20 protein-coding genes and 2 tRNA genes are annotated in these 19,350 nt (G+C 67.1%); 11 read left to right on the top strand and 11 right to left on the bottom strand.

Annotation, left to right across the window (positions count from 1 at the left end):
- Positions 1–39: 39 nt before the first annotated feature.
- The 9 genes from QZH52_RS27870 to hemP all read left to right on the top strand — a co-directional run bounded on the left by QZH52_RS27870 (position 40) and on the right by hemP (position 8,434).
- Positions 40–1,020, top strand: a complete 981-nt coding sequence (locus QZH52_RS27870; protein ID WP_301814042.1) for an FAD:protein FMN transferase — start codon at positions 40–42, stop codon at positions 1,018–1,020.
- The gene (locus QZH52_RS27865; protein WP_301814041.1) at positions 1,017–2,393 is read left to right on the top strand and encodes a sulfite reductase subunit alpha; all 1,377 of its coding nucleotides are present in this window, start codon (positions 1,017–1,019) and stop codon (positions 2,391–2,393) included. Before QZH52_RS27870 ends, QZH52_RS27865 begins: the two co-directional genes overlap by 4 nt.
- 218 nt (positions 2,394–2,611) lie before the next feature.
- Positions 2,612–5,005: a catecholate siderophore receptor Fiu gene (locus tag QZH52_RS27860; protein ID WP_301814040.1), complete on the top strand. Its 2,394-nt coding sequence runs from the start codon at positions 2,612–2,614 to the stop codon at positions 5,003–5,005.
- A gap of 82 nt (positions 5,006–5,087) precedes the next feature.
- Positions 5,088–5,768 carry a Fe2+-dependent dioxygenase gene (locus tag QZH52_RS27855; RefSeq protein ID WP_301814038.1) on the top strand — a complete coding sequence of 227 codons (681 nt, stop codon included), beginning with the start codon at positions 5,088–5,090 and terminating at the stop codon, positions 5,766–5,768.
- 115 nt (positions 5,769–5,883) lie between these two features.
- The gene (locus tag QZH52_RS27850; RefSeq protein WP_301814037.1) at positions 5,884–6,156 is read left to right on the top strand and encodes a (2Fe-2S)-binding protein; all 273 of its coding nucleotides are present in this window, start codon (positions 5,884–5,886) and stop codon (positions 6,154–6,156) included.
- A gap of 111 nt (positions 6,157–6,267) precedes the next feature.
- Entirely contained in the window at positions 6,268–6,960 is a 693-nt protein-coding gene (locus QZH52_RS27845; protein WP_436411642.1) for an energy transducer TonB, read from the top strand.
- Between the two features lie 20 nt (positions 6,961–6,980).
- Complete coding sequence (locus QZH52_RS27840; RefSeq protein ID WP_286524490.1) at positions 6,981–7,697, top strand: MotA/TolQ/ExbB proton channel family protein; 717 nt, start codon at positions 6,981–6,983, stop codon at positions 7,695–7,697.
- Between the two features lie 5 nt (positions 7,698–7,702).
- The gene (locus QZH52_RS27835; protein ID WP_301814034.1) at positions 7,703–8,116 is read left to right on the top strand and encodes an ExbD/TolR family protein; all 414 of its coding nucleotides are present in this window, start codon (positions 7,703–7,705) and stop codon (positions 8,114–8,116) included.
- A 105-nt stretch (positions 8,117–8,221) separates the two neighbouring features.
- Positions 8,222–8,434 carry a hemin uptake protein HemP gene (gene hemP, locus QZH52_RS27830; protein ID WP_301814033.1) on the top strand — a complete coding sequence of 71 codons (213 nt, stop codon included), beginning with the start codon at positions 8,222–8,224 and terminating at the stop codon, positions 8,432–8,434.
- A 174-nt stretch (positions 8,435–8,608) separates the two neighbouring features.
- Here the strand turns inward: hemP and QZH52_RS27825 are convergent, their stop codons facing one another.
- Positions 8,609–9,016: a GlcG/HbpS family heme-binding protein gene (locus tag QZH52_RS27825; RefSeq protein ID WP_286532665.1), complete on the bottom strand. Its 408-nt coding sequence runs from the start codon at positions 9,014–9,016 to the stop codon at positions 8,609–8,611.
- Positions 9,017–9,182: 166 nt separating this feature from the next.
- Between QZH52_RS27825 and QZH52_RS27820 the strand changes: the two genes are divergently transcribed.
- Positions 9,183–9,884, top strand: a complete 702-nt coding sequence (locus tag QZH52_RS27820) for a Bax inhibitor-1/YccA family protein (RefSeq protein ID WP_301814030.1) — start codon at positions 9,183–9,185, stop codon at positions 9,882–9,884.
- Between the two features lie 46 nt (positions 9,885–9,930).
- Here QZH52_RS27820 and rlmD read toward each other — a convergent pair whose 3' ends face one another.
- Genes rlmD through surE form a run of 5 tightly spaced genes read right to left on the bottom strand, consistent with a single transcriptional unit; the run spans position 9,931 to position 14,907 of the window.
- Positions 9,931–11,364 (bottom strand): 23S rRNA (uracil(1939)-C(5))-methyltransferase RlmD, encoded by a 1,434-nt coding sequence (gene rlmD, locus QZH52_RS27815; RefSeq protein WP_301814029.1) that lies wholly within the window; start codon positions 11,362–11,364, stop codon positions 9,931–9,933.
- Between the two features lie 43 nt (positions 11,365–11,407).
- Positions 11,408–12,394: a sigma-70 family RNA polymerase sigma factor gene (locus QZH52_RS27810; protein WP_301814028.1), complete on the bottom strand. Its 987-nt coding sequence runs from the start codon at positions 12,392–12,394 to the stop codon at positions 11,408–11,410.
- Between the two features lie 4 nt (positions 12,395–12,398).
- Positions 12,399–13,343 (bottom strand): peptidoglycan DD-metalloendopeptidase family protein, encoded by a 945-nt coding sequence (locus QZH52_RS27805; RefSeq protein ID WP_301814027.1) that lies wholly within the window; start codon positions 13,341–13,343, stop codon positions 12,399–12,401.
- Positions 13,344–13,357: 14 nt separating this feature from the next.
- On the bottom strand, positions 13,358–14,131 hold the full coding sequence (locus QZH52_RS27800) for a protein-L-isoaspartate(D-aspartate) O-methyltransferase (protein WP_301814025.1): 774 nt from the start codon (positions 14,129–14,131) through the stop codon (positions 13,358–13,360).
- A gap of 2 nt (positions 14,132–14,133) precedes the next feature.
- Positions 14,134–14,907 (bottom strand): 5'/3'-nucleotidase SurE, encoded by a 774-nt coding sequence (gene surE / locus QZH52_RS27795; RefSeq protein ID WP_301814024.1) that lies wholly within the window; start codon positions 14,905–14,907, stop codon positions 14,134–14,136.
- Between the two features lie 131 nt (positions 14,908–15,038).
- Between surE and QZH52_RS27790 the strand changes: the two genes are divergently transcribed.
- Complete coding sequence (locus QZH52_RS27790) at positions 15,039–16,025, top strand: NADPH:quinone oxidoreductase family protein (RefSeq protein ID WP_301814160.1); 987 nt, start codon at positions 15,039–15,041, stop codon at positions 16,023–16,025.
- Between the two features lie 101 nt (positions 16,026–16,126).
- On the opposite strand, the gene QZH52_RS27785 is transcribed toward QZH52_RS27790, so the two are convergent.
- From QZH52_RS27785 to QZH52_RS27765, 5 genes are all read right to left on the bottom strand, one after another.
- Complete coding sequence (locus QZH52_RS27785) at positions 16,127–16,465, bottom strand: H-NS histone family protein (RefSeq protein ID WP_286532644.1); 339 nt, start codon at positions 16,463–16,465, stop codon at positions 16,127–16,129.
- A gap of 219 nt (positions 16,466–16,684) precedes the next feature.
- Positions 16,685–16,760, bottom strand: a tRNA-His gene (locus tag QZH52_RS27780).
- Between the two features lie 31 nt (positions 16,761–16,791).
- Entirely contained in the window at positions 16,792–18,705 is a 1,914-nt protein-coding gene (locus QZH52_RS27775; RefSeq protein WP_301814022.1) for a SurA N-terminal domain-containing protein, read from the bottom strand.
- Positions 18,706–18,779: 74 nt separating this feature from the next.
- A tRNA-Val gene (locus QZH52_RS27770) sits at positions 18,780–18,855 on the bottom strand.
- Positions 18,856–18,873: 18 nt separating this feature from the next.
- Positions 18,874–19,146 carry an HU family DNA-binding protein gene (locus tag QZH52_RS27765; RefSeq protein WP_007830705.1) on the bottom strand — a complete coding sequence of 91 codons (273 nt, stop codon included), beginning with the start codon at positions 19,144–19,146 and terminating at the stop codon, positions 18,874–18,876.
- Positions 19,147–19,350: the final 204 nt, after the last annotated feature.

The raw sequence follows: 19,350 nt of genomic DNA, 5'->3' as shown, positions 1-19,350 counted from the left end.
CCGATCGCGAAAGTCCCGGCGCCCCGGCGAGCGTCCTTCGTGTCCTGGGCTGCCGGCGGCTACGCCAACACGCCCCGGCCGCGCCCTGCCGATCCTGCCAGCCTGCAGGCGCTGGCCGGCCGCAGCATGGGCACGACCTGGTCGCTGCGCTTCGACAACCCGCGCATGGTCGCGCTCGAAGACGTGCGAACCGCCGCCCAGGCCGCGCTCGATCGCGTGGTCGCGCAGATGAGCACGTGGGAAGCAGGCTCGGACATCCGCCGTTTCAACCATGCCGAAGCCGGCAGCCGGCACGTGCTCGAACCCGAATTCGCCAAGGTGCTGGCCTGCGCCCTCCAATGGGCCGCGGCCAGTGACGGGGCGATCGATCCGAGCATCGGCCCGCTGGTCGCGCTTTGGGGTTTCGGTGCCGACGCCTCGAACGACGGGCCACCCTCCCCCGCTGCGATCGCGCAGGCGCGTGCACGCGTGCGCTGGCAGCGCCTGGCGCTGGACCCCGAAACCCGGACCGCCATCCAGCCGGGCGGCGCGGCGCTCGACCTGTCGGGCGTCGCCAAGGGCTTCGCGGTCGACCAGGTCGCCGCTGCGCTGCAGGCACTCGGAATCGGCGATTTCCTGGTCGAGGTCGGCGGCGAGCTGCGCGCGGCTGGCCGTCGCCCCGGCGGCGATCCGTGGCAGGTGCTGGTCGACGCGCTGCCCGGCCACACGCACCGGGTGCCGCTCGACGGCCTGGCGATCGCGACCTCGGGTGACCGCTGGCATGTCCGCGAGCACCAGGGACGGCGCTGGTCGCACACGCTCGATCCGCGCACCGGCGAGCCGGTCCGACATGCGCTGGCTTCGGTGACGGTGCTGCATCCCGAGTGCATGGAGGCCGACGCGCTGGCCACCGTGCTGACCGTGCTGGGTCCCGATGACGGCCTGGCCTTTGCCCGCCGCCGCGACGTGGCGGCGCTGTTCGTGTGCCGCGCAGAACAGGGCCCGCGCGCCTTCGCCAGCCCCGCCTGGCCAATCCAGTGACCGAGCCGACCCTGCGGGCGCTCGCCGCCAGCTTCACCGTGTTCGCCTATGCCGCGCTATGCGCCGCGATCTACTGGCGGCGGCGCCGGCAACGCGTCGCCAGCAAGCGGAGGGCCTCTGCGCTGGCCGGCAGCGGGGCCGGCGCCGCCACCCTGGTGCTGTATGCCAGCCAGACCGGCCAGGCCGAGGCCCTCGCATGGCAGACCGGCGGCTGGCTGCATGCGGCCGGGACACCGGCGCGGGTGATGCCGCTCAACGAGGTCGATATCGACCTGCTGCGGCGAGCGCCGAAGGCCCTCTTCATCGCCAGCACGTATGGCGAAGGCGATGCGCCCGACGGCGCCAGCCGGTTCGCCGAGCACGTGATGGGTGCGAAGGCCGAGCTGTCTTCGCTGCGCTATGCGGTGCTCGCGCTGGGCGACCGCCAGTACGCCAACTTCTGCCGCTTCGGCCGCCTGCTCGACGAATGGCTGCACGCGGCCGGCGCGACCCGCAGCTTCGACCGCATCGAGGTCGACAATGCCGAGCCCGCCACCCTGGCCGCCTGGCAGGCGCAGTGCGGCGGCGGCGCGGCGGCCGACGACACAACAGACGCCTCGGACGCCGCAGCGGCGGCCGCCATGCCGTGGCGACTGGCGTCGCGCTCGCTCCTCAATGAAGGCAGCGCCGGCGCGCCGGTGTACCGACTGGCCTTCACGCCGATGGCCGCACCGGCCGCTGGCTGGGAATCCGGCGACATCGCGCGGCTCGCCCTCGCCAGCGATCCCGGACGGCCGCGCGACTATTCGATCGCCTCGATCCCCGCCGACGGGAGCCTCGAGTTGCTGGTGCGCCAGGAGCAGCGCCCCGATGGCAGGCTCGGCGCCGCTTCCGGCTTGCTGACCTCGGCCCTTCGCCTGGGCGACACGGTCCAGCTGCAACTGCGTCCGCACCGCAATTTCCGGCTCGGCGAAAACCTCGAGCGTCCGCTGCTGCTGATCGGCAACGGCACCGGGCTGGCCGGGCTGCGCAGCCACCTGCGCGCCCGCGCAGCGCAGGGCCGGCACGACAACTGGCTGGTCTTCGGCGAACGCAACGCGCAGCACGATTTCCTTTGCCGTGCAGAGATCGAAGCCTGGCAGCAAGCCGGGGTGCTTCGGCGACTCGACATGGTGTTCTCGCGCGACCAGGCCGAACGGCTCTACGTCCAGCACCGCCTGCTGCAACGGCTCGACGAGGCGCGTGCCTGGATCGCAGGCGGTGCCGCGATCTATGTCTGCGGCAGCCTGCAAGGCATGGCCTCCGGCGTCGATGCCGCGCTGCGCCAGATTGCAGGCGACGCGCTCATGCGCGAACTCGCGGCCGCCGGCCGTTACCGCCGCGACGTCTATTGACACCAAATCGTTGCTCGCAAGCAACGAGAAATCGCTGGGCTCTCCGAATTTCCTCTCAATGTGAACGCCGTGTTAACAAGCGTATTGAGATTCATTATCATTCAGTCACTTCGCGATTCCGCGAAACAACTCACCCAGCCAATCCCGCCGCCGCGACGCCGAGGCCGCGCGGGACCCGCCAGTCGAGTTCCCGGTTTTCATTCCTCTCGGAGAATCTCATGGCCTACATCAAGAGCCGCAAGCACGCTGTCGCGCGCGCGCTCCCACCTTTCGGCAGCGCCGCTGCCGCCGCCACGCTGATCGCCCTGGCAGCGCCTGCCATTGCGCAGACTTCCAACAACACGCTGAAGGAAGTGCGCGTCGAGGACAGCACGGCGGACGAGTTCCGGGTCGAGAACTCGGCCAACCCGAAGTTCACCGCGCCGCTGGTCGACATCCCGCAGGTGATCCAGGTGATCCCTGAAGCGCTGATGCGCGAGCAAGGCGCCACCACCTTGACCGAGGCGCTGCGCAACACCCCGGGCGCCGGCGCCTTCTTCCTGGGCGAGAACGGCAACACCAGCACCGGCGACTCGATCTTCATGCGGGGCTTCGATGCTTCGAGCAGCATCTTCGTCGACGGCGTGCGCGACCTCGGCTCGATATCGCGCGACATGTTCAACATCGAGCAGGTCGAAGTGGTCAAGGGCCCCTCGGGCACCGACGTCGGCCGCACCTCGCCGACCGGCTACATCAACCTGATCAGCAAGAAGCCGAAGCTCGAGAACAGCTTCTCGGGCTCGCTCACCTACGGCAGTGCCGACTTCGGTCGCGGCACGCTCGACTGGAACCGCGTGATCGGCGCTGCCGACGGCTCGGCCACCGCCTTCCGCATCAATGCCGTCGCCGAAGACGGCGGTGTCGCCGGCCGCGACGAAGTCAAGAACAAGCGCTGGGGCTTCGCGCCCTCGATCGCCTTCGGCCTCAACACGCCGACGCGCGTGTACCTCGACTACCTGCACGTGAAGCAGGACAACGTGCCCGACGGCGGCGTGCCGACCATCGGCCTGCCGGGCTACACCACGCCGGACGCGCTGCTGATCAATTCGCCGATCCTGCGCCGGACCTTCCTCAACTACGCGCAGCCCGTCGATTCGAAGAACTTCTACGGCACCACGTCCGACTTCAACGACGTCACGGCCGACATGTTCACCGCGCGCGTCGAGCACGACATCACGCCCGACATGACGCTGCGCAACATCACGCGCTACGGCAAGACCCAGCAGGACTACATGCTGACCTCGTTCATGCTCGGCGGCCTCACGGCCACGCGCGTGGGCCAGACCAGTACCTACCGCGGCACGGTGCCCGCGGTCACGGCCGGCTTCATCAACACGCCGAACCCGAACAACCCGCTGGGCTGGACCGTCACGCGCAACCTGCCGACCAACAAGGATCAGGAAAACACCATCATCCTGAACCAGACCAGCCTGTCGTCCAAGTTCAACACCGGCGCCTTCAGCCATACCGCGAACTTCGGTCTCGAACTGCTGCGTGAGGAACAGACGCTCGGCAACTTCTACGCCCCGGGCTTCGCCTCGGTCAACACGACCTTCGCGCCGGCCGGTTCCTGGCCGGTCGCCAACCTGTACAACCCGAACCCGAACGTGACCGGCTACAACCGGATCTCCAACGGCACGGGCTCGTTCGGCAAGACCGACACGGTCAGCCTGTACGCCTTCGACACCATGAAGATCAATGAGCAATGGCAGCTCACGGGCGGCGTGCGCTACGACCACTACGACACCAGCTACTCGGCGACCGCGCTGACGCTGCCGTCGCGTGCCATCACCCCGACCGACCTGTCGACCTCGGGCGACCTCTGGAGCGGCAAGCTCGGCGTGGTGTACAAGCCGGCCGAGAACGGCAGCATCTACGCGGCCTGGGGCACCTCCTCCCAGCCGCCGGGCGGCGCCAACTTCGCCCTGGCGGCGGGCGGCACCGGCAGCAGCGCCTCGCGCGTCGACTTCAACCCGCAGGAAGCCACCACCTACGAGGTCGGTACCAAGTGGGACGTGCTGAACAAGCACCTGTCGCTGACTGCCGCGCTCTACCGCACCGAGGTCAAGAACGAAGTGGTGCAGGATCCGACCACGCTGCTGTACTACCAGACCGGCAAGAAGCGCGTGCAGGGTATCGAGCTCGGCGCCGCCGGAGCGATCACCGACAACTGGGGTGTCAGCGCCGGCTTCACCACCATGGACACGTCGGTCCAGAGCGGCCCGGCCGTGACCGCCGACGGCAGCGACGTGCTGGCCTACACCCCCAAGAACGCCTTCACGCTGTGGACCAGCTACCAGCTGCCCTTCGGCCTGACCATCGGCGGCGGTGCACGCTACAACGGCAAGCTGCATCGCGGCACCGACGGCGCCATCGGCACGCCGGCCTACACGGACGCCTACTGGGTATTCGACGCCATGGCCTCGTACCGCCTCAGCAAGAACGTCGAACTGCAGCTGAACGTCTACAACATCTTCGACGAGCAGTACGTGGCGGCGATCAACAAGAGCGGCTACCGCTACACGCCGGGCATTCCGCGTTCGGCACGCCTGACCGCCAACTTCGCGTTCTGACGCCGATCAACCCGCGCGCATCTTCGCGGTGCGACACTCGAGCCCCGGCCTGCCGGGGCTTTTTCTTTGAGGAATCCTGAAGATGATGCTGCACGTGCCCGATGTGCTGAGCGCCGAACAGGTGCACAAGATTCGAGCCACCCTGGACGCCACCGACTGGGTCGATGGCCGCGAGACCGTCGGCGACCAGGGCGCGCAGGTGAAGCGCAACCGGCAGTTGCCGGAGCAGTCGCCGGTCGGCCGCGAGCTCGGCCGGGTCATCCTGGCGGCGCTGTCGCGCAATCCGCTGTTCTTCGCCGCCGCCCTGCCGCTGCGCTTCGTGCCGCCGCTGTTCAATCGCTACGAAGGCGGCGAGCACTACGGCTTGCACGTCGACGGTTCGGTGCGCGCCGTCCCGGGCACCGGCGAGCAACTGCGCACCGACCTGTCATGCACCCTCTTCCTGTGCAACCCGGAGGACTACGAGGGCGGCGAACTGGAGGTGGTCGACACCTACGGAACGCATGAAGTCAAGCTGCCGGCCGGTGACCTGATCCTCTACCCGTCCAGCAGCCTGCACCGGGTCCACCCGGTGACCCGGGGCGCCCGCGTCTGTTCGTTCTTCTGGCTGCAGAGCATGGTGCGCGACGAGCGCCAACGCGCCATGCTGTTCGAACTCGACCAGGTCATCCAGAAGCTGCGCGGGCGGGTCGGCGAGTGCGAGGAATCAGTGGCGCTCACCGGCCAATATCACAACCTGCTTCGGATGTGGTCGGAACTCTAGGCAAAGCGGGCAACTTCCCGACCCCGCGGGCTGGATAGTTATTGCAAATGCGAAGAATTCGTATTTATAATCGAGTCCTCTTCAATCAAGCCAGCCACAAGCCGCCTTCACCGCCATGATCGTCTGCGTCTGCCGCCGAGTCTCCGACCGTGAAATCGCGCGCCATGCACGCGCCGGAATGACCTTTGACGAAGTGCAGTTCGAACTCGGCGTAGCCACCCAATGCGGCCAGTGCGAAGGCTGCGCGCGCGAAGTGGTCGCGCAGTGCAGCGCCTCGCATCCGGTCGCCGCGCTTCACCGCGACACCGGCGCCCAGGCGATCCAGCTTGCCAATTCCATCAAGGAAAGCAACGCATGGAACTCTTCGCAGCTGTCTGCGGCAGCCTGATCCTGGTCGCCAGCTCGGTCTGGTGGATTTTTCGCAAGTAGATTTTTCAGCGTAGCGTAGCGGTTCTGCTGCAACGGGGCACTCTTTGCGCCTCTCGTATTCGAATGGTTGATCGTGTCTGACCGCTTTTCCCCGCCTCCCTCGGCCCTTGGCCTGTCGCGCAATGCCATCATCGCGGGCAGCGTGGTGCTGTTCCACGTCGCGGCGCTTTGGGCCCTGCAAAGCGGCTTGCTGCGCCGCGCCGCCGAGGTGGTGATCCCGGTCGAGATCCTGAGCGAGTTCATCGAGCCGCCGAAGCCGAAGGAACTCCCCCCGCCTCCGCCGCCACCGCCCGCCCCCAAGCCCCAGATCGCCAAGACGCCGCCACCACCGCGTCCGCAGGCGATCCGCGAGCCCAAGCCGACGCCGGCGCCGAACGCGCCCACCGGCAGCATCGAACCGCCCCCGCCGCCTGCCCCGCCGGCCCCTCCCGCGCCGCCGGCCCCTCCCGCGCCGCCGCCGGCGCCGCCCGCACCGCCCTCGGTACAGCTGCCGTCGACTGATGCCGACTACCTGCAGAACCCCAAGCCGGTCTATCCCGCCATGAGCAAGCGGCTCGGCGAGCAGGGCAAGACGATCGTGCGGGTGCTGATCGGGGTCGACGGGCTTCCCAAGGAGGCCAGCATCCGGCAGTCGAGCGGCTATGAACGCCTCGACGAAGCGGCACGGCAGGCCGTGATGAGCTGGCGCTACCTGCCGGGCAAACGCAATGGGGTCGTCGAGCCGATGGAGTTCAACGTGCCGATCAACTGGGTTCTCAAATAGTTTTCTTGGAGTAGTTTCATATGGATTCCCAATTCGGCCTGATGAATGTCTGGCAGCAAGGCGACTTCGTCACCAAGGCTGTCGCGCTGCTGCTGATCGGCATGTCGCTTGCCTCCTGGATCGTGATCCTGATCAAGGCGATCGACGTCGTCCGGTACAAGCGCCTCGCGAAGCACTCGCAGGACTTCTGGCACAGCGAAGACTTCGCCACCGCGCTCGCCAAGCTCGGCAAGGACGACGCCAACCCCTTCCGGGCGCTGGCGCTCGAAGGCCGTGAAGCTGCCGCCCACCATCGCAACACCAAGGCCCACCTGCATGACGCGCTCGATGTCAGCGACTGGATCACCCGCGCGCTGCGCAACGGCATCGACGAGTTCACGGCACGGCTGCAGACCGGCTTGGCGGTGCTCGCATCGGTGGGCTCCACGGCGCCCTTCATCGGCCTGTTCGGCACTGTCTGGGGCATCTATCACGCGCTGATGAGCATCGGCTCCGCCGGCCAGGCGACCATCGACAAGGTGGCCGGCCCGATCGGCGAGGCGCTGATCATGACGGCCCTCGGCCTGGCGGTCGCGATTCCCGCGGTGCTGGGCTACAACGCCCTGGTGCGCGGCAACAAGTTCGTGCTGACCAAGCTCAACAGCTTCGCCCACGACCTGCACGCCTACTTCGTGACCGGCGCCCGGGTCCAGAGCGGCGGCGGCGAAGCCACGGTCGTGCCCCTCAAGAAGGTCTGACCGCCATGGCTTTCGGAACCCAGGACGAACCCGACGAGGTCATGAACGAGATCAACATGACGCCGCTGGTCGACGTCATGCTGGTGCTCTTGATCATCTTCATCATCACGGTGCCCGTGATGAAGCACGCCGTGAACATCGATCTGCCGCGCGCCAGCAGCGAGCCCGAGCAGACCAAGCCGCAGAACATCGTGTTCACTGTGGCGGCCGATGGCAGCTACTTCTGGAACGAACAGAAGATCGAAGACGCCGAACTGGTCGGCCGGCTGGCCGCCGAGGCGGCCAAGCAGCCGCAGCCCGAGCTCCACATCCGCGGCGACAAGGCGGTGCGTTACGAGCGCGTGGCGAAGGCGATGTCGGCGGCCCGGGAAGCCGGAGTGCGCAAGATCGGCTTCATCACCGAGCCCGATCCCAAGTAAGGGCGAACAAGCGCGGCGTGCAAGTCAAAAAAACCGATCGCCGCGATTGACTTTTAATTGAGAATGGTTATCATTAACAAACCGATTCGAAACAGGAGTCATCGAATGTCCGCAACACCCAACGCCTTCACCGTGCTGAACCATCCCTCGCTGGATCAGGCGGGCGGCGGTCGTGCTGCTGCCGAAACGGCCCGCCCCGCTCCCCTGCTCGAGAGCGCCGATCTCCTCAAGGGCGGCAAGGCCGTCGGGATCCTTCACAACGGCTCGCTTTACCGCCTGCAAGCCACCAAACTCGGCAAGCTGATCCTGACCAAATAGGATCGGCCTCGCCCCTCGCGCAAGTTTCATCGTGGGGCGACTCGAGGAGATTCTTCTCCGAAGGGTCGTTTTTTGCTAGCCAACGGTTCGCCGACCAGCCAAGCTTTTTTTTCACGTTGAGCCATGAAAAACGCCGTCCAAAAGGACGGCGTTTCTGTTTGGCGCGACGCCGTGTCAGAGGCCCAGCGCGGCGATGCCGGCCTTGGCGATCTGCGCATCCTCGTTCGACTTGACGCCGCTGACGCCGACGGCGCCGATGACCTGGCCGTCCTTGACGATCGGCACGCCGCCTTCGAGCAAGCCCTGCACGCCCGGCGCGGTCAGGAACGAAGTGCGGCCCCCGTTGATCATGTCCTCGTAGGTCTTGCTCTCGCGCCGCCCCATGGCCGCCGTATGGGCCTTGGCCGGCGCGATGTGGGACGACAAGGCCGCTGCGCCATCGAGGCGCTGCAGCCACAGCAGGTTGCCGCCGTCGTCGGCGATCGCGATCGTCACGGCCCAGTTGTTCTTGAGCGCCTCGGCCTCGGCTGCGGCGGCGATCGCCTTGAGGTCGGACAGTTCGAGAAAGGATTTGGTCTTCATGGTCTTGCAGGAAAGTTGAGCAACCCGCAAGCATAGCGTTCAGGATGGGGGCCGACCCCGGCGAAGGCAGGAATGTTCGATGTCGGGGTTTTTCTGCCGGCCCGGCCTTGCAGCCCCCTAGAATGCGCCCACCTGCAGCGTTGCAGCCAACCCAGGAGCTTCAGCAATGAACGACCGCCTCAACACCCTCGACACCTCCGTCGGCTACGGCCAGACGCTGCCGCAGGCGGAGCGCCAGCGCGTCCTGCGCAACACCTACTGGCTGCTGGCACTGAGCCTGCTGCCCACCGTGCTGGGCGCCTGGCTGGGCGTCGCCACCGGCATCACCCGCTCGCTGACCGGCGGCCTGGGCCTGATCGTCTTCATGGGCGGCGCCTTCGGCTTCATGTTCGCGATCGAGAAGACCAAGAATTCGGCGGCCGGCGTTCCTGTGCTGCTGGGCTTCACCTTCTTCATGGGCCTGATGCTGTCGCGCCTGATCGCGATGGTGCTGGGCTTCAAGAATGGCTCCGAGCTCATCATGACGGCCTTCGGCGGCACCGCCGGAGTGTTCTTCGTCATGGCCTCGCTCGCCACCGTGATCAAGCGCGACCTGTCGGGCATGGGCAAGTGGCTCTTCGTCGGCGCCCTGGTGCTGATGTTCGGCGCCATCATCAACATCTTCGTCGGCTCGAGCGCCGGCATGCTGGCCATCTCGGTGGCGGCCATCGGCATCTTCTCGGCCTACATGCTGTACGACCTGAAGCAGATCATCGACGGTGGCGAGACCAACTACATCAGTGCCACGCTGGCGCTGTACCTCGACGTCTTCAACGTGTTCCAGAGCCTGCTGGCCCTGCTCGGCATCTTCGGCGGCGAAAGGGACTGAGCCACTTTCTGCCGTCATCACAAAAGGGCCCCGAGGGGCCCTTTTTTCATGCCCGCTCGAAGACCGCGATGGACTCGACGTGCGCCGTGTGCGGGAACATGTTCACCACGCCCGCATGGGTGCAGCGGTAGCCAGCCTGGTGCACCAGCAGGCCGGCATCGCGCGCCAGCGTCGAGGGGTTGCAGCTGACATAGACGATGCGCTTCGGCGGCGTCCAGCCGCCGTCGTGCGGCTCGACCTGCTGGTGCAGGTCGGCGAGCGCCTTGGCCAGCGCGAAGGCGCCCTCGCGCGGCGGATCGACCAGCCATTTGTCGGCGGCACCGTCGGCCACCAGCATCGCCGGCGTCATGTCGAACAGGTTGCGGGCGACGAAGGTCGTCGGCGACAGCGCGCGGCGGCCGGGCACGGCGGCGCGGTTGCGCTCGTAGTTGGCGCCGGCGCGCCCCACCAGCGTGTCGCTGCCCTCGATGCCGAGCACCTCGCGGGCCCGGCTGGCGAGCGGCAGCGTGAAGTTGCCGAGGCCGCAGAACCAGTCGATCACGCGTTCGTCGGGCCGGACGTCGAGCAGGCGCAGCGCGCGCCCGACCAGCACCCGGTTGATGTGCGGATTGACCTGGGTGAAATCGGTCGGCTTGAAAGGCATCGTGACGCCGAACTCGGGCAGCGTGTAGGCCAGGGCCGGTCCGCCTTCTTCGAGCAGCTTGACGGTCTCGGGCCCCTTCGACTGCAGCCACCACTGCACGCCCTCGTTGCCCGCGGCGAAGTCCTTGAGGCGCGCCACGTCGGCCGCGGACAGCGGCTCAAGGTGTCGCAGCACCAGGGCGATCACGCCGAGGCCGGTCCCGCCCGGCGAATCGCCGCAGGCCAGCTCGATCTGCGGACAGGTCTCGCGCGCATCCATCGAGCCGATCAGCGCACGCAGCGGCATCAGCATGGCGCTGACCTGCGCCGGCAGCACCGGACACACCTGCATGTCGGCCAGGTAGCGGCTCTTGCGCTCGTGGAAGCCGATCAGCACGGTGCCCTTCTTGACCACGTGGCGCACCGACAGCCGGGCCCGGTAGCGGTAGTGCCAGGCCGGCCCCTCGAGCGGCCGCAGCACGTTCTCGGGCCGCACCTTGCCGAGATGCCAGAGGTTGTCCTCGAGCGAACGCTGCTTTACGGCGACCTGCGCGGCCGCATCGAGGTGCTGCATCTTGCAGCCGCCGCAGGCGCCCGCATGCAGGCCGAAATGCGGGCAGCCGGGGCGCACGCGCTGGGAGGACTCCTTGCGGATCGCGGTGACCGTGCCCTGGGCCCAGTTGTTCTTCTTGCGGTGCACGTTGAGGCGCACCTCCTCGAACGGCAAGGCGCCCTCGATGAACACCACCATGCCGTCGGCCTTGTGCGCCACGCCCTGGGCATCGAGGTCGAGCGACTCGACCCGCAGCCATTCATCGTACGCAGCGGGCGCTTCCTTTTTGTCTGTAGCTTCCGTCATCCCCGGATTGTCTCAGGGCGGCGGCGGACCTCCGGCCCCGCCCCTACAGAAGGGCATCGCGCTGCACGCCGGCGCGCGCCAGCTGCCGGCGCATCTTGGCCAGCGCCTCGTTCTGGATCTGCCGCACGCGTTCGCGCGTGAGGCCGAGGCGCAGGCTGAGCACCTCGAGCGTCTCGGGATCGCGGTCATGCAGCCCGAAGCGGCCTTCGAGCACTTCGCGTTCGCGCTCGCTCAACGCCAGGATCCAGCGACCCAGCAGCTGCTCGACCTCGTGCGTCTGCGTCACACCCGTGGGGTCGCCGCCCTCGTCGTCCGATGCCACGGTATCGGCCAGCGTGAAACTGTCGTCGCCGCGCTCGCTGCCGGCATCGAGCGAACGCGGCGCCTCCGCCAGCGCCAGCAGGTCGGCGACCTCCTGGACTTCGCGCCCCAGCAGTGCGGCCAGGTCTTCGACCCGCACGCCATCGGGCCGGCGGGACAGGAACTCGGCATCGCCCTCGAGCGTGCGGCGCGCCCGCATGACCTGGTGCAGTTCGCGCACCACGTGCACCGGCAGGCGGATGGCGCGGGCCTGCATCATGGCGGCACGCTCGATCGATTGCCGGATCCACCAGGTCGCGTAGGTGGAGAACCGGAAGCCTCGCTCGGGCTCGAACTTGTTGATCGCGTGCATCAGCCCGAGGTTGCCCTCCTCGATCAGGTCGGCCATCGGCACGCCACGGCCCAGGTAGCCCTTGGCGATGTTGACCACCAGGCGCAGGTTGTGCTCGATCATCGACTGCCGCGCCGCGAAGTCGCCGCTGCGCGCGGCGCAGGCGGTGCGGTATTCCTCGTCGGGCGTGAACAGCTCGGTGCGGCGGATCTCGCGCAGGTAGAGCGTCAGCGAGTCGCTGGCGCCCAGTTCGCCGGGCAGCGCCTCGCCGACCCTGTCGTCCGGATCGGATTCGGCGATCCGCGCCAGGGGAAGAACGCCGCCGTTGCCCGCCGCTCGCCGCACGTCCGCGGTGCGATGAGGGCGAGTGGCGGCCATGGCATCAGCGCACCGGCAGATAGCGGGCCGGATCGACCGGCTTGCCCTGGCGGCGGATCTCGAAGTGCAGCTTCACGCGATCGGCGTCGCTGTTGCCCATCTCGGCAATCTTCTGGCCCTTCTGCACCGACTGGTCTTCCTTCACGAGCAGGGTGCGGTTGTGCGCATACGCCGTGAGGTAGGTGTTGTTGTGCTTGAGGATGATCAGGTTGCCATAGCCGCGCAAGCCCGCGCCGGCATAGACGACGCGACCGTCCGCTGCCGCCAGCACCGAGTCGCCCGCCTTGCCGCTGATGTCGAGGCCCTTGTTCTTGGCTTCGTCGAAGCCGGCGATCAAGGAACCCTGCGCAGGCCAGATCCAGCCCACGTCCTCGTCCCCCGACGCCGCTGCCGGCGGCGTCGGCGATGCCGTGACGGTCGCTGGGGGCTTGGTGGCCGCGCCGGCGGCAGGGGCGGGTGTCGTGGCACCGGCCGGCGTCGACGACGCCGCCGCGGCCGCGGCCGCGGCCGACGTGGCCGGGGCGACGATTGGCTGGGTCACAGGCCGCGTGGTGGCATCAGTGGCCGACGCGCCGGTCGGCGGGATCACGCGCAGCACTTGGCCGACTTCGATCAGGTCCGGATTGTCGAGATTGTTCCAGCGCGCGATGTTCTGCCAAGTCTGACCGGTCTCGATGCCGATGCGGCGGATGGTGTCACCCGGGCGCACTGCGTAGTAGCCGGGCTTGCCGTAGTTCTCGATGCCCGGCAGCGGCTTGCCGGACGCATCGGTGGTGATCGGGGGCCCGCCCGGCACGCCCGAGCCGGGGGCCGCGGCACCCGGCGCCTGCGACATGGTGCCGCGGTCTTCGACCGGCACCGGACCGCGCGGTGCGCCACACCCCGCAATCACGAGCGCACCCGCCAGCATCACGCCGGCGAGCCAGCTCCGATTGCCAATACCCTGCATTGTGTTATTTCCCTTCAAGCAATTCCCGATTTTAGGGGGACAAAGTGGACCGCCTCAAGAATGCGGCGCTCGAGGCCGCGAGCGGTTTTGTCGATCACGACCAGCGCCTGGCCGCCGCTCGCGGAGTGGGTCGGCGCGACGATCCGGCCGCCGACCGCCAACTGCGCGACCCAGGCCTCGGGCACCGCCTCGCCACCCGCAGCGGCGATGATGCCGGCATAGGGCGCGCCCTTCGCATAGCCCACCATGCCATCGCCCAGCATCAGGTGGACCGTCGCCAGCCGGAACGGGCGCAGGTTGACCCGCGCCCTCTCGTGCAGGCCGCGCAGCCGCTCGATGCTGTAGACCTCGGCCGCGACGTGGCTCAGCACCGCCGCCTGGTAGCCGCAGCCGGTGCCGATCTCGAGCACGCGACCGAGGCGATCGACGGGCTTGTGGGCCAGCGCCGGGGCGCCCAGCAGCAGTTCGATCATTCGCGCCACCACGTTCGGCTTCGAGATTGTCTGGCCCAGCCCGATCGGCAGGCTGGTGTCTTCGTAGGCCTGGTTGACCAGCGCGCTGTCGACGAACAGGTGGCGCTCGACGGTGCCCATGGCGCGCAGCACGCGGGCGTCGGCGATGCCCTGGGCCGCGAGCCGCTGGACCATCCGCGCGCGCACCGCATCGGACGCCATCGAGGGCGTGGTCGGAACGAGCGGCTTGACCGGCACCGACGGCATTCGTCCGCGCGTTGCCGCGGAGGCCGTAGGCGTCAGGCGTACCGGAAAACCTGGCCGTTGACTTGCCAAGGTCAGCCTCCCGCCGCGCTGCGCGCGACACGCGCCATGGTGTCGCTCCAGTCCCCGAGATTCGCGTGGTCGGTGAGGTCGATCTGCAGCGGCGTCAGGGCCACATGGCCGGCCGCGGTGGCATGGAAATCGGTGCCTTCGCCGCTGTCCTTGGCACCGCCGGCGCCCGCGATCCAGTACATGGTCTCGCCGCGCGGGCTGTCCTGCGTGATGACCTTCTCGGCCGCATGGCGGCGGCCCAGCCGGCAGACCTTGACCGGCTTCAATTCAGCGAAGGGCAGGTTCGGTACGTTCACGTTGAGCAGGAACGGGTTGCCGCCGATCAGCTGCTCGCGTTCGATCTGCTGGACCAGGCGGCGTGCCACTTGCGCCGCGGCATCGACGTGCGCCCAGCCCTTCTCGATCTGCGAGAAGGCGATCGCCGGAATGCCGAAGAGATAGGCCTCCATGGCGGCCCCGACGGTGCCCGAATAGATGGTGTCGTCGCCCATGTTGGCGCCGTTGTTGATGCCGGACACCACCAGATCGGGCCGGTAGTCGAGCAGCCCCTTGAGCGCGATGTGCACGCAATCGGCGGGCGTGCCGGTCACGTAGCGAAAGCCGTTGTGCGCCTTGTGCACGTACAGCGGCGCCGCCAATGTCAACGCATTCGACTTGGCGCTGTTGTTGTGCTCGGGGGCCACGACCTCGACCTCGGCGATGTCCTTCAGCGCGTCGTGCAGGGCGACGAGGCCGGGCGCCTGGAAACCGTCGTCGTTCGAAATAAGTATCTTCATGGCGTCAGTCTGTGGCGGCGATTGTAGGCGGGGGGGTGGGGTCACGGCAGGGACATGCGGCGACCGGGACAGCCGCCTATCATGGCCCGGATTTTCCGTTGCCCCAAGACTCAATCACAGGAGAGACGAGCATGCACGCATGGCTCTGCGAGAACCCCGTCGGCGTCGAGGCGCTGACCTGGAAAGAACTGCCCACGCCCAGCCCGGGCCCGGGACAGGTGCTGATCGAAATCAAGGCCGCGAGCCTCAATTTCCCGGACCTGCTCATCGTGCAGAACAAATACCAGATGAAGCCGCCCCTGCCCTTCGTCCCCGGATCCGAATATGCCGGCGTGATCGCCGCGGTCGGCGAAGGCGTGACGCACCTGAAGGTAGGCCAGAACGTCGCCTGCCTGTCCGGCACCGGCGGTTTCGCCACCCACACGCTGGCCCCCGCAGCGCTGTGCATGCCATTGCCGGAAGGCTTCGGCCATGTCGACGCCGCCGCGTTCATCATGATCTACGCGACTTCGTGGCATGCATTGATGGACCGCGCCCAATTGAAGGTCGGCGAAACCGTATTGGTGCTGGGAGCCGCCGGCGGCGTCGGCACCGCGGCCATCCAAATTGCAAAGGCCGCTGGCGCCCGCGTCATTGCAGCCGCATCGACCGACGAGAAATGCGAGCTTTGCAAGTCGATTGGCGCCGATGCCACGATCAACTACACCACGCATGCGCTGCCCAATGCCTTCCGCGATGCCGTCAAGGCAGCGACGGACGGCAAGGGCCCGGATGTGATTTACGACCCGGTCGGCGGTGAATTCGCCGAGCCCGCATTCCGCTCCATCGGCTGGCGCGGCCGCTATCTGGTCGTCGGTTTCGCGGCCGGCCCGATTCCTTCGCTGCCGCTGAATTTGACGCTGCTCAAGGGCGCCTCGCTGGTCGGCGTGTTCTGGGGTGATTTCGCCCGTCGCGAGCCCAAGGCCAATGCGCAGATGATGGCCGAATTGGCCACCTGGTACGGCCAAGGCAAGATCAAGCCCGTGATCGACCAGACCATGCCGATGTCGGAACTCAAGGCGGCCTATGCGCACATGGGCTCAAGGGGCGTCAAGGGCAAGCTGGTCATGGTGAATTGAGCTCGCTCCGACCAACGGGCCGGCGCAGGCCGGCCCCTGGAAGCAAAAAGCCCCGCGACGCGGGGCTTTTTGATGGGCCTGGTGGGGAGGACCCGCCGGGCTTACTTGATCTCGAAATCGGACAGGGACTTGCCGGCAGTCAGAGCTTCGGTGATCCAGCGCGGCTTGCGGCCACGGCCGCCGGACCAGGTCTCGCCGGTCGGGCTGCGGTATTTGGCGGCGCTCTTGGGCGCCGCCGTAGTGGCACTGCGCTTGCCGGCGCGCGCGCCGAGCTTGAGATCGCTGGCGGTCAGGCCGTATTCAGCGATCTTCTTGCGCAGCTCTTCGATAACGCCAGCCCGCTCCTGATTCCGCAGATCTTCGGCTTGCTTGCGCAATTGCGCGATCTGCTCGTCGTGCTTCTTGATCTGGGAATTGATGTCGGCAAGGGTTGAAGCCATCTGTGCTTATCCTCTAATTGGAAAGCCAAAATTTTAATTCAGATTCCAATTGCCGCAAGCCGGGCTGCAGAAAAAAACACCCCCGTCTCGACTACGGGTTTGTGTCAATGGCAGGCATGTTTGGGGCTTGAATGGGGCGCCAATCTCGCGCGGCGGGTCGTCGAGCAGGCGCACAAAGCAAAACAGGCACCGAAGTGCCTGTTTGCTGACGAATGTCTTTGGGGTGGCTGATGGGACTCGAACCCACGACGACCAGAATCACAATCTGGGACTCTACCAGCTGAGCTACAGCCACCACTAAGCCATCAATTGTAGCGTGAAAAAAGCTAGCGTCCGGCGGCGACCGTCGAATCTGCAGGCTTCGGCACCAGAATCTCGGCCTTGAAGCGGTTCTTGAGCAGGTTGTAGTAGGCGGCAGTCTCGGCCCCGCCCACCGCTTGGGCGTACTGTTCGGTCTCCTGTTTGACCATCTCGGGTGCCGGCGGCGTGCGCGGCACGCTCTTGATCACCCGCACCACGGCATAGCCCTGGGTGCCCAGATCGGCGCCGACCAGTGCCGGCAGCTTGCCGGTGTCGGCCCGCAGCGCGACCTCGATCACCGGCAGCGGCTGCGACTGGGTCTCGAGCCGCGACACGGTGACCGGAGCGCCGAAGCTGGCGCCGGCCGGATCGGTCTTCCAGGCCGCCAGTTTCGCCTCGCCCTCGGCCCGCGCCAGCGCCGCCGCACGCTCGGCGACCAACTGGGTGCGCACCTTGTCCTTGACTTCGTCGAGCGGCAATGCGCGCGCCGGTTCGTACTGCACCACCCGGCCCGAGGCCAGTTGATTGGCGCCAATCTCGATCGCCTCCGTGTTGTGCTTGCGCTCCAACGTGTCGGGCGCGAACAGCGCATTCAGGAAATTGCGGCTGGCCAGCGCGCCGGTGGCGCCGGGCTGGGGCGTGCGGGCGACATTGCTCGCAGTCTGGATCGTCAGCTTGAGCTTTTCAGCCGCCGGCTGCAGGCTGTCGGGCTGCTGGTAGACGATGTCGGTGAAGGCTTCGGCAGCCTTGGCGAATTCCGCCGTCGCCTGCTGGCTGCGCACTTCGTTCTCGATGGTCGCGCGCACCTTGTCGAACGGCGGCACCACGGCCGGCTTGATGTCGTTGACCTGGATGATGTGATAGCCGAACTCGGTCTCCACCACGTTGCTGATCTCGCCCTTCTTGAGCGCGAACAGCGCGTCCTCGAAGGGCTTGACCATCGCGCCGCGGGTCACGACGTCGAGGTCGCCGCCCTTCTCCGCCGACCCCGGGTCCTGCGAATTTTTGCGCGCCACTTCGGCGAAGGTGTTGGGTGCCTTGCGCAGGTCGGCCAGCAGCTGTTCGGCTTTCTTGCGGGCCTGCTCGCGCTCGGCGGCCGGCGCGCCCTGCGGCACCGCGATCAGGATGTGGCTCGCGCGCCGCTCTTCCTTGGAGCCGAAGCGGGCGGCGTTCTGGTCGTAGTAGCTGCGCAGGTCGGCCTCGCTCACGGCGATGTTCTTCTTCGCGGCTTCGAGATCGAGCACCAGGTACTCGACCTTCGCGCGTTCGGGCTGCTGGAACTGCGCCGTATGGGCCTTGTAGAAGGCCTCGAGATCGGCGTCGCTGACGCTGACCTTGGACGCGAAGTCGGCCGGCTTGAAGAGCGCGACCTGGATCTCGCGGCGGTCGTAGAAGGCATTGAGCGTGACTGCGGCCTGGGCCGGCGTGGCAAAGGCCGTGCCCGAGACCCCGAGCGACACCTGCTGCGTCGCCAGGTCGGCGCGCACCGAGGCTTCGTACTGTTCGGGCGTGCGTCCGGTCGCCCGCATGAAGGTCTCGCGATCGAACTTGCCGTCGGCGGTGCGGAAGCTCGCCAGGCCCGGATCGGCCGCGAACAGCCGCGCCAGCCGCTCCTCGGACACCGACATGTTCGACTTCGACGCTGCCGCCGCGAGCACCCGCTCGCGCACCATGCGCTCCAGCGTGGCGTAGCGCGCCGCATCAGAGTCGAGCATCGCCGGGTCGATGGTGGGTGCCTGCTGGCGAATCCGGTCGACCTCGTTGCGATGCTGGGCATCCCACTCGGGCCGCGTGATGTCGGTGCCGGCCACGCGTGCGACCTTCTCGCCCTGGCCGCCGCCTTGGTAGCGATCGACGCCGAACAGCACGAACGAGGGAATGATCAGCAAGAACAAGAACACCATGATGATCTTGTTGTACTTGCGGAAGGAATCAAACATGCTTGAGCACTCTCTAGGACGAAAATTGACGCAGCAAGAAAAAAGGCGAACGATCCGTTCGCCTTTGCATCGGGTGGTGGGTGCTGAGGGGCTCGAACCCCCGACCTACGCCGTGTAAGAGCGCCGCTCTACCAACTGAGCTAAGCACCCCACCTTCAATCGATGGTCTCAGTTCAGCGCGTCTTTGAGCGCCTTGCCGGGACGGAACTTGGGAATCTTGGCGGCCTTGATTTTAATCGCGTCGCCGGTGCGCGGATTCCGGCCGGTCCGGGCGGCGCGCTTGCCGACTGCAAAGGTGCCGAAACCGACGAGCGAGACGGAGCCGCCCTTCTTGAGCGTGGTACGAATGGCGCCGATCGTGGATTCGAGTGCCCGCGTGGCAGCGGCTTTGGAGATGTCGGCGTTCTTTGCGATGTGCTCAATCAGTTCGGTTTTGTTCACAAGGGCCCCTTGCAGAAAATTGTTGATCAGGGTCGTCAGAAGCGGCGCCAGCCCCGTGGCGACGCCACGGGGGTGGGTACAGCAGGTGGGTGGCAGCTCTGACGCGCCGGCAGCGCGCTGCCGACAGGGATTACAACCACTGGTCTCGGGGGTGTCAATACGACGCAGCCCCGTGAAACGCAGCGAGGACCGCAATTTTAGTGG

The organism is Variovorax ginsengisoli, from assembly GCF_030486595.1.
Classification (GTDB): Bacteria; Pseudomonadota; Gammaproteobacteria; order Burkholderiales; family Burkholderiaceae_C; genus Variovorax; species Variovorax ginsengisoli_B.
Note: the sequence above shows the minus strand (reverse complement) of the source record. Positions and strands in the feature narration are given on the sequence as shown.

Bases quoted from the DNA above. Each gene is read 5' to 3' on its own strand.
- QZH52_RS27820 (WP_301814030.1), top strand. From the start codon at position 9,183: ATGAACGACCGCCTCAACACCCTCGACACCTCCGTCGGCTACGGCCAG.
- QZH52_RS27790 (WP_301814160.1), top strand. From the start codon at position 15,039: ATGCACGCATGGCTCTGCGAGAACCCCGTCGGCGTCGAGGCGCTGACC.
- QZH52_RS27855 (WP_301814038.1), top strand. From the start codon at position 5,088: ATGATGCTGCACGTGCCCGATGTGCTGAGCGCCGAACAGGTGCACAAG.
- QZH52_RS27785 (WP_286532644.1), bottom strand. From the start codon at position 16,465: ATGGCTTCAACCCTTGCCGACATCAATTCCCAGATCAAGAAGCACGAC.
- surE (WP_301814024.1), bottom strand. From the start codon at position 14,907: ATGAAGATACTTATTTCGAACGACGACGGTTTCCAGGCGCCCGGCCTC.
- QZH52_RS27775 (WP_301814022.1), bottom strand. From the start codon at position 18,705: ATGTTTGATTCCTTCCGCAAGTACAACAAGATCATCATGGTGTTCTTG.
- QZH52_RS27825 (WP_286532665.1), bottom strand. From the start codon at position 9,016: ATGAAGACCAAATCCTTTCTCGAACTGTCCGACCTCAAGGCGATCGCC.
- QZH52_RS27850 (WP_301814037.1), top strand. From the start codon at position 5,884: ATGATCGTCTGCGTCTGCCGCCGAGTCTCCGACCGTGAAATCGCGCGC.
- QZH52_RS27810 (WP_301814028.1), bottom strand. From the start codon at position 12,394: ATGGCCGCCACTCGCCCTCATCGCACCGCGGACGTGCGGCGAGCGGCG.
- rlmD (WP_301814029.1), bottom strand. From the start codon at position 11,364: ATGACGGAAGCTACAGACAAAAAGGAAGCGCCCGCTGCGTACGATGAA.
- QZH52_RS27805 (WP_301814027.1), bottom strand. From the start codon at position 13,343: ATGCAGGGTATTGGCAATCGGAGCTGGCTCGCCGGCGTGATGCTGGCG.
- hemP (WP_301814033.1), top strand. From the start codon at position 8,222: ATGTCCGCAACACCCAACGCCTTCACCGTGCTGAACCATCCCTCGCTG.
- QZH52_RS27860 (WP_301814040.1), top strand. From the start codon at position 2,612: ATGGCCTACATCAAGAGCCGCAAGCACGCTGTCGCGCGCGCGCTCCCA.
- QZH52_RS27835 (WP_301814034.1), top strand. From the start codon at position 7,703: ATGGCTTTCGGAACCCAGGACGAACCCGACGAGGTCATGAACGAGATC.
- QZH52_RS27840 (WP_286524490.1), top strand. From the start codon at position 6,981: ATGGATTCCCAATTCGGCCTGATGAATGTCTGGCAGCAAGGCGACTTC.